The organism is Microcoleus sp. A6-C6, assembly GCF_036705955.1.
Taxonomy (GTDB): domain Bacteria; phylum Cyanobacteriota; class Cyanobacteriia; order Cyanobacteriales; family Microcoleaceae; genus Microcoleus.
This window is the reverse complement of the sequence record NZ_JAUBVR010000086.1, coordinates 1-7,305: the sequence shown is the minus strand read 5'-3', so window position 1 is coordinate 7,305 and position 7,305 is coordinate 1. Positions and strand designations below refer to the sequence as shown.

Below are 7,305 nucleotides of genomic sequence, written 5' to 3'. Positions count from 1 at the left end.
CCAATTACCAATTACCAATTACCAATTACCAATTACCAATTACCAATTACCAATTACCAATTACCAATTACCAATTATCCATGCTTTATCGGTTATTTGCGATCGCCCTTTGCGTGTTGTTAGCTAGCTGCCAAAAACCAGAAATGCGCCAAGGTACGATCGCCAAAGTAGAAAGGGCGATCAGCGGGCAAACAATCGAAGTTATTAGCACAGCCGACAAAATCGCCTTATTAGAACAAATCAGGCTGATTGGTATTGATGCACCAGATTTAAAACAACAGCCTTGGGGAGAAGCAGCCAAACAAAGACTAGAACAGCTAATTGAGGGAAAACAAGTATTGTTAGAATCCGACATCGAAGTTAAAGACCAGTTCGATCGCAAATTAGCCTATTTGTGGCAAGATCAAATTCTGCTCAACGAACAGCTAGTCAAAGAAGGTTATGTTTTGGCCTCAGTGCGATCGCGAAATACTAAATATCAACAGCGACTGATCAACGCTCAAGAATGGGCGAGACTCATGGGAAAAGGTCTTTGGAATCCAGAACGAGCCATGCGCCAAACACCCGCAGAATTCCGCCAGCAAAATCAGAAATAGTTAACAGTTGACAGTTGACAGTTGACAGTTGACAGTTGTCATTGGGATTATTCTTCCTTCTTCCTTCTTGTCTCTTCCTTCTTCCTTCTTATCTCTTCCTTCTTCCTTCTTCCTTCTTCCTTCTTCCAAATGATAGACAATCAACTGCAAAACTTCCTTGAAATAGCCACCGAAGCAGCCCTCGCCGCTGGTTCCGTACTGCAATCTTTTTGCGGTAAATTAGAAAACATTCAAGAAAAAGGCCGATCGGGCGATTTAGTCACAGAAGCCGACAAAGCATCAGAAGCCGTCATCTTAGAAATTCTAGGCCGCCACGTACCCGAACACGCCATCCTCGCCGAAGAATCGGGCAAATTAGGGGATGCTAGCAGCAAATACCTGTGGGCGATCGACCCTTTGGACGGTACAACTAATTATGCTCACCAATATCCTTTTTACGCTGTGTCGATCGGGCTTTTAATCGATGGCATACCACAAATCGGCGTAATTTACGACCCTTTACATAACGAATTGTTTCGGGCAGGCAAAGGATTGGGGGCAACCTGTAACCGTAAGTCGATCGCAGTTTCCCAAAGTTCAGAATTGAGAACCAGCTTGCTAGTGACCGGCTTTGCATACGATCGGCGCGAAACAGCAGACAATAATTATGCCGAATTCTGTCACCTCACCCACCTCACCCAAGGCGTGCGGCGTAGTGGTTCAGCTGCCCTAGACCTCGCACATACAGCCTGCGGGCGATCGGACGGATACTGGGAACGGGGACTCTCGCCTTGGGATGTAGCAGCCGGTGTAGTGATCCTGTCCGAAGCCGGAGGTCAAGTTACAGCCTATGACGGTAGTGCCTTTGAGATCAACTCTGGTCGAGTTTTGGCCACAAACGGCAAAATACACGCCGAACTCAGCAGCGCACTGCTAGCAGTTCCGCCCTTATCTTCCTGGAGGTAGCACGCCCGCAACAAGAGCTCAGGGATAGTACGGGGGTCATAACCCCTTGACTCAGGCTACATTAAAGAATAGTGAAAAGCCAAGAAAGCGAGAGTAAAAGTTATGTCTTTTGAAATGACAAAAGGGCTGTTCAAGTACGACGTTATAGATCAGCACGCAATTTTGGGAGTTCCTTTAGACGCCGAGTTTAACGACATCCGCAAGCGCTACATGAAAATTGCCCGCCGCTTGCATTCGGATACTTGCTCTTTTGAAGACCAAGCCGATAAAGATTGGGCTAACCAATTTTTGTCAAAAATGGTCACTCCGGCATACAACAAATTCTCTAAGGAAAGCGATCGCAAAGAATACAACTTGCTGTTAGCAGCCATCGGTAAGCGCGTCCTTAAAGAACAAGCAAAAATGCAAATCGAAAGCGCAGCAGCCAAAGAGTTAGCTACCGCTAAAGATTTGGAAGAAGCTTACAAAACAGCAGTGGGCAAACTCGCTCTCAAGCAGTACGAATCGGTTGCGGAAACCGAAGATGCGATCGCTCAAATTAGCGAACTCAACATGGTTTATTTGCTGCGAAAAGAGCGGCTTGGCGGTGCGGTTGGAATTGGTTCGCCCACAAAATCAGCAACCCCACCAACTAACACCGCAACAAAACCAGCAGTAGCAACCCCAGCCGTAACAAAACCAGCCGCAACCCCAGCCGCAGCAAATCTAGTGCCACCTCCGCCGACCAAACCCCCAGTAGACTCCGTGGCTGACGGATCTTGTCGCCGAGCTCAAGGATTCATGGACAGCAAAAGTTACGCCAAAGCAATTTTAGAGTTGAAAGAAGCCGTGAAACGCGAGCCAAAACACAGCCAAGCTCACGCTTTGTTAGCAATGTGTTACTTTCAACAAAATCAAGCCACAATGGCAAAACTTGAGGTGCAAAAAGCTTTGGCATCAAATCCTCAAGAACCGACGGCTTTGGAAGTTAAGAAAAAGCTGGAACAGGCAGCAGCTTCGGGGGCAAAGGAAAAGAAAAATGAGAGCAAACTGGGCGCATTTTTTGAGGGTTTGTTTAGCGGGAAGAAGAAATAAAAAGATCAGACGGCGGTTTCAACCGCCCGGTCTTCTTTAACACCGTCTCTCAAGGTAAGCTTCTAATGTCAATCGAAAATCTAAAGTCTAAAATCTAAAATTGATATGGTTCACCAACCCCCATCGGGTGCAAGAGATTTATTGCCCCTTGACGTTGCTCAAAAAATTTCGATCGAACGGCGCTTACAGCAGGTTTTTCACCGCTGGGGCTATCACCGGATTATTACCTCTACTCTAGAAAGGCTGGAGACTTTGATGGCTGGGGGCGCGATCGACCGATCGACCTTAATTCAACTCCAAGACGCCGAAGATGGAGAACTCGGCTTGCGGCCAGAATTGACAGCATCCATCGCCCGCGCGGCTGCGATGCGGATGTCCGGGACTCGCTGGCAGCCCCAGCGTCTCTACTACAACGCCAACGTCTTCCGCAAAGGCGCAGATACGGGTTCCGGCGGGCAACAGGAGTTCTATCAAGCTGGGGTAGAACTCCTCGGCGCGGGGGGAAGCGTTGCGGATGCGGAAGTGCTGCTGCTGCTGTCTGAGTGCTTGCAGAGCTTAGAAATTGATGACTGGCATTTGGTTTTGGGAGAAGCGGGCTTGACTGCAACTTTGCTAGAACCGTTTCCGCCAAATGTGCGCCAAAAAGTGCGATCGGCGATCGCCAATCTCGATCGCATAGCCTTGGAAACTTTGCCGCTTTCTGACGAATTGCGAGAAAGAGCTCTGCTGTTGTTTGACTTGCGCGGCCGCCCAGAAGATGTATTGGAGATTGTGGCGAAGCTGGATTTAGATGTGCCACAGCAAGCGGCGTTAAATGAACTCAAAAGTGCGATCGAACTGCTGCACAAATGTCAAGCAAAAATCCCCAATTTAAAATCTCACATTCACCTCGATTTGAGTTTAATTCAAACATTTGACTACTACACTGGAATAGTGTTTGAAGTTGTCAGTAGCAGCAAAAGCGGACAGCGAGTTTTAGGACAAGGCGGGCGGTACGATCGACTGTTGGGACTGTTCGACCCCCAAGGGCAAAACTCCCCCGGCATCGGGTTTTGTCTGAATATTGAAGATTTGCACCAAGTTTTGTTGACAGAGGGTCAATTGCCTACAGAGACAGCAGCCAGCGAATGGTTAGTTGTGCCTCAAACTCCCGAAGCAGCGGCAGCGGCCTTTGATTATGCCCGCAAACTCCGAGAGTCTACTCCCCTAGTACGGGTGGAGATAGATTTAGAGAGAAGGGAGACAGAAGAGGAAGCCAGGGACTACGCGCGCGATCGTAGAATTGGTCAAATTGCCTGGGTAAATGCCGCAGGTGCTGCAACAATTGAAACCGTAAACTAGGATGTGTTTAAAACCTAATTCCTAATATCATGTCCACGAAATTACCAGCAATAAAAACAGTTTGTAGTGAGGACTTCAGGCCGCAAAAAAACAGAGGACTCGCATTCCTCACTGCCAACCAATTGTATTGTTGTAATTAGACAGACATGATATAATGTCAAATCTAAAATCTAAAAACTAAAATCTAAAATAGAAACATGGCACACACTATCGTTACAAATATTTGCGAGGGAGTTGCTGATTGTGTCGGCGCTTGTCCGGTGGCTTGCATTCACCCAGGCCCGGGCAAAAATGTCAAAGGTACTGATTGGTATTGGATTGATTTTGATACCTGCATAGACTGTGGCATTTGTTTGCAAGTCTGTCCAGTCGAAAATGCGATCGTCCCAGATGAACGGCCAGAATTGCAGCAAACACCAACTTGATAGCAATTGATGGCTAGATAGCTATTGTAGGGTGCGTCAGGTTTGAATGTTTTGACTACAGGCTAAGGGTTTGGGCCTGATACACCCTACTGTTAGTTAGCTAAATTGATTTTTTTTTGAACCGCAGAGGGCACAGAGATCACAGAGAATAAGGGTGAGAAAATCAGAAAAATCTAACGTTTAGATATCTAAGTGCAGGTAATTAATTATGCTACTTTTAGATCCAAAAACTCTCGAACCAGCTACCGAACAGCGCATTATTTTATATGATGTGACTTGGGGACAATACGAGCAACTTTCCGAGATGTTTGTCGATGAATTCCCCCGGATGACTTACTTGGAAGGAACGTTAGAAATTATTATGACGACTTCGCCAGAACACGAAAGACTCAAAACAATTATTGCGCGGTTGATAGAAATTTATGCAGTTGAAAGGCTAATTAATCTCAACGGTTACGGAAATGCTACATTTCGCAGCGAAGCCGTGAGACGGGGTGCGGAACCAGATGAGTGTTACTGTTTGGGTTTACTTGCAGAAGTCCCGGATATTGTGATAGAAATTGCTCTGACTAGCGGCGGAGTTGATAAACTGGATGTGTATCGCGGTTTGCAGGTTCCTGAAGTCTGGTTTTGGGCGGATGACCGATTTTCTCTTTACCATTTGCGAGAGTCTGGTTATGAGTTAATTTCGAGTAGTGAATTTTTACCTGAGTTAGATTTTTCTGTGTTGAGTCAATATGTAGGATATGATAACCAGACTGAAGCTGTGATTGCTTATAGAAATGTTTTGCAAACAGCTAGATAATCCAAAATCAATTATAAAATCTTTTCTTCCCTTCTCTTCGCTGGCGCGCGGCCAAAGCAGTTCATTAAAAAAAGCCTAAAAGAAAATGCAAAATATCGCACTTACCCCCGAACAACTGTTATCCATCCGCAGCCACGGCGAAAGCGCTTATCCTGAAGAATGCTGCGGTTTATTGTTAGGTACGATCGCACACAGTGTTAAAACTTTAGTAGAAGTTGTGCCGACTGACAACGCTTGGAGTGCCGAAGCCCAGGAGAATTGGCCGGAACAAAAAGACTTGACAGAACAACGCAGATATGCTATTAGACCTGAAGATATGTTGCGGGCGATGAAACACGCGCGCGATCGCAATTTAGACATCATCGGCATATATCATTCTCACCCAGATAATCCCGCAGTGCCCTCGGAGTGCGATCGGACATTGGCATGGGCCCAATACTCCTACATCATAGTGTCCGTCCGACAAGGCAGTTCACAAGACCTCCGCAGTTGGAGTCTGGACGCAGAGGGCTACTTTCAAGCAGAGGAAATTGTCGCAGTCGAACCGACTCAGATTAAGAAATAGTTAGTAAAAATAACAAACACGCAAAAATGCGAAAAATTCAGATAGGATATAATTCAAAATCAGCCTATAACAGAATATCATGCTAAATCCTAATCTGGACGAGATCCAGCTCAACAAACAAGAATACGAACGCTACTCTCGCCACCTCATCCTCCCAGAAGTTGGATTGGAAGGGCAGAAGCGTCTCAAAGCAGCCAGCGTACTCTGCATCGGTACGGGAGGACTCGGTTCGCCGCTGCTGCTGTATTTAGCAGCCGCCGGTGTTGGCCGCATTGGGATTGTAGACTTTGATGTTGTAGACCATTCCAACTTGCAGCGCCAAGTAATTCACGGCACTTCTTGGGTTGGGAAACCGAAGATTGAGTCGGCGAAAAATCGGATTTTAGAAATTAATCCTTTTTGTCAAGTTGATTTGTACAATACTCACGTTAGTTCCGAAAATGCGATCGGCATTGCCACTCCCTACGATATCATCATCGACGGCACGGACAACTTCCCGACTCGCTATTTGATGAACGACGTTGCAGTCCTTTTAAACAAACCCAACATCTACGGTTCCATCTTCCGATTTGAAGGACAAGCAACAGTTTTCAACTACCAAGGCGGCCCGAATTACCGCGATTTGTACCCAGAACCACCCCCTCCAGGGATGGTTCCTTCCTGTGCCGAAGGCGGCGTTTTAGGCGTTTTGTGCGGTATTATCGGTTCTATCCAAGCAACGGAAGCTATCAAAATTATCTTAGGTCAAGGCACAACCTTGAGCGGCAGATTGTTGCTTTACAATGCCTTAGAAATGACATTCCGCGAATTGAAACTGCGGCCGAATCCAGTGCGCCCCGTAATTGAAAAGTTAATCGATTACGAACAATTCTGCGGCATTCCTCAAGCTAAAGCCCAGGAAGCGCAAGAACAACAGCAAATTTCTGAGATGACTGTCACTGAACTTAAAAAGTTAATCGACAGCGGTGCGAAGGATTTTGTATTGTTAGATGTCCGCAATCCTAACGAGTATCAAATTGCTCAAATTCCTGGGTCAGTTTTGGTTCCTTTGCCGGATATCGAACACGGCGAAGGTGTTGCTAAGGTCAAGGAATTGTTGAACGGGCATCGCTTGATTGCACATTGCAAAATGGGCGGGCGTTCTGCGAAGGCCTTGGGCATTTTGAAGGAAGCGGGAATTGAGGGGATTAATGTTAAGGGCGGAATTAATGCTTGGAGTCAAGAAGTAGATTCGTCTGTTCCTCAATATTAAGAAGACGGGGCGGTTGAAACCGCATCTACACAAACAAAACCCGCGGAGGCGGGTTGATGAAAAAGACCGGACATCTGACATTATGTTATTTTCTTCAGTCGGCGTCCGGCTGACATCGTTTGGCAAGAAGCGGTTTCAACTGCTGTCTCATCTTCGCTGATCTGATATATAGCCTTTCTCAGAAAGATCAGGTACGCTTCCGGCATAGGGCATAGGCCTCCGTGGGCTAGCCCTGTCAAGGTTTTTGCTGAGCTTGCTTCAAAAGTCGAGCTGTAGATACATGACGATGCAGTGGGTCTACA

Annotated in this window: 8 protein-coding genes; all 8 read left to right on the top strand. The window is 46.6% G+C overall.

All coding sequences use genetic code 11. The annotated features are described in order from the left end of the window. Nucleotides 1-80 precede the first annotated feature (80 nt). The 8 genes from QUB52_RS24875 (at nucleotide 81) to moeB (ending at nucleotide 7,003) form a co-directional block, all read left to right on the top strand. Nucleotides 81-596: a thermonuclease family protein gene (locus QUB52_RS24875; protein WP_265239326.1), complete on the top strand. Its 516-nt coding sequence runs from the start codon at nucleotides 81-83 to the stop codon at nucleotides 594-596. Between the two features lie 129 nt (nucleotides 597-725). Then, nucleotides 726-1,541: an inositol monophosphatase family protein gene (locus QUB52_RS24870; RefSeq protein ID WP_332965967.1), complete on the top strand. Its 816-nt coding sequence runs from the start codon at nucleotides 726-728 to the stop codon at nucleotides 1,539-1,541. Between the two features lie 102 nt (nucleotides 1,542-1,643). Continuing rightward, nucleotides 1,644-2,615 (top strand): J domain-containing protein, encoded by a 972-nt coding sequence (locus tag QUB52_RS24865; RefSeq protein WP_265239692.1) that lies wholly within the window; start codon nucleotides 1,644-1,646, stop codon nucleotides 2,613-2,615. Nucleotides 2,616-2,720: 105 nt separating this feature from the next. Beyond that, a complete protein-coding gene (locus QUB52_RS24860) occupies nucleotides 2,721-3,956 on the top strand; it encodes an ATP phosphoribosyltransferase regulatory subunit (RefSeq protein WP_332973906.1) in 1,236 nt (411 codons plus the stop codon). Between the two features lie 197 nt (nucleotides 3,957-4,153). Continuing rightward, nucleotides 4,154-4,381, top strand: a complete 228-nt coding sequence (locus QUB52_RS24855) for an indolepyruvate ferredoxin oxidoreductase subunit alpha (RefSeq protein ID WP_194010874.1) — start codon at nucleotides 4,154-4,156, stop codon at nucleotides 4,379-4,381. Nucleotides 4,382-4,589: 208 nt separating this feature from the next. Continuing rightward, on the top strand, nucleotides 4,590-5,186 hold the full coding sequence (locus QUB52_RS24850) for a Uma2 family endonuclease (protein WP_332973905.1): 597 nt from the start codon (nucleotides 4,590-4,592) through the stop codon (nucleotides 5,184-5,186). An 85-nt stretch (nucleotides 5,187-5,271) separates the two neighbouring features. Beyond that, nucleotides 5,272-5,751, top strand: coding sequence for a M67 family metallopeptidase (locus QUB52_RS24845; RefSeq protein ID WP_332973903.1), 480 nt, complete (start codon nucleotides 5,272-5,274; stop codon nucleotides 5,749-5,751). Nucleotides 5,752-5,830: 79 nt separating this feature from the next. Further along, entirely contained in the window at nucleotides 5,831-7,003 is a 1,173-nt protein-coding gene (gene moeB, locus QUB52_RS24840; RefSeq protein WP_265239696.1) for a molybdopterin-synthase adenylyltransferase MoeB, read from the top strand. Nucleotides 7,004-7,305 lie beyond the last annotated feature (302 nt).

Excerpts from the sequence above, each read along its gene's own strand:
- QUB52_RS24850 (WP_332973905.1), top strand. The coding sequence starts at position 4,590 with ATGCTACTTTTAGATCCAAAAACTCTCGAACCAGCTACCGAACAGCGC.
- QUB52_RS24870 (WP_332965967.1), top strand. The coding sequence starts at position 726 with ATGATAGACAATCAACTGCAAAACTTCCTTGAAATAGCCACCGAAGCA.
- QUB52_RS24875 (WP_265239326.1), top strand. The coding sequence starts at position 81 with ATGCTTTATCGGTTATTTGCGATCGCCCTTTGCGTGTTGTTAGCTAGC.
- moeB (WP_265239696.1), top strand. The coding sequence starts at position 5,831 with ATGCTAAATCCTAATCTGGACGAGATCCAGCTCAACAAACAAGAATAC.
- QUB52_RS24860 (WP_332973906.1), top strand. The coding sequence starts at position 2,721 with ATGGTTCACCAACCCCCATCGGGTGCAAGAGATTTATTGCCCCTTGAC.
- QUB52_RS24855 (WP_194010874.1), top strand. The coding sequence starts at position 4,154 with ATGGCACACACTATCGTTACAAATATTTGCGAGGGAGTTGCTGATTGT.
- QUB52_RS24845 (WP_332973903.1), top strand. The coding sequence starts at position 5,272 with ATGCAAAATATCGCACTTACCCCCGAACAACTGTTATCCATCCGCAGC.
- QUB52_RS24865 (WP_265239692.1), top strand. The coding sequence starts at position 1,644 with ATGTCTTTTGAAATGACAAAAGGGCTGTTCAAGTACGACGTTATAGAT.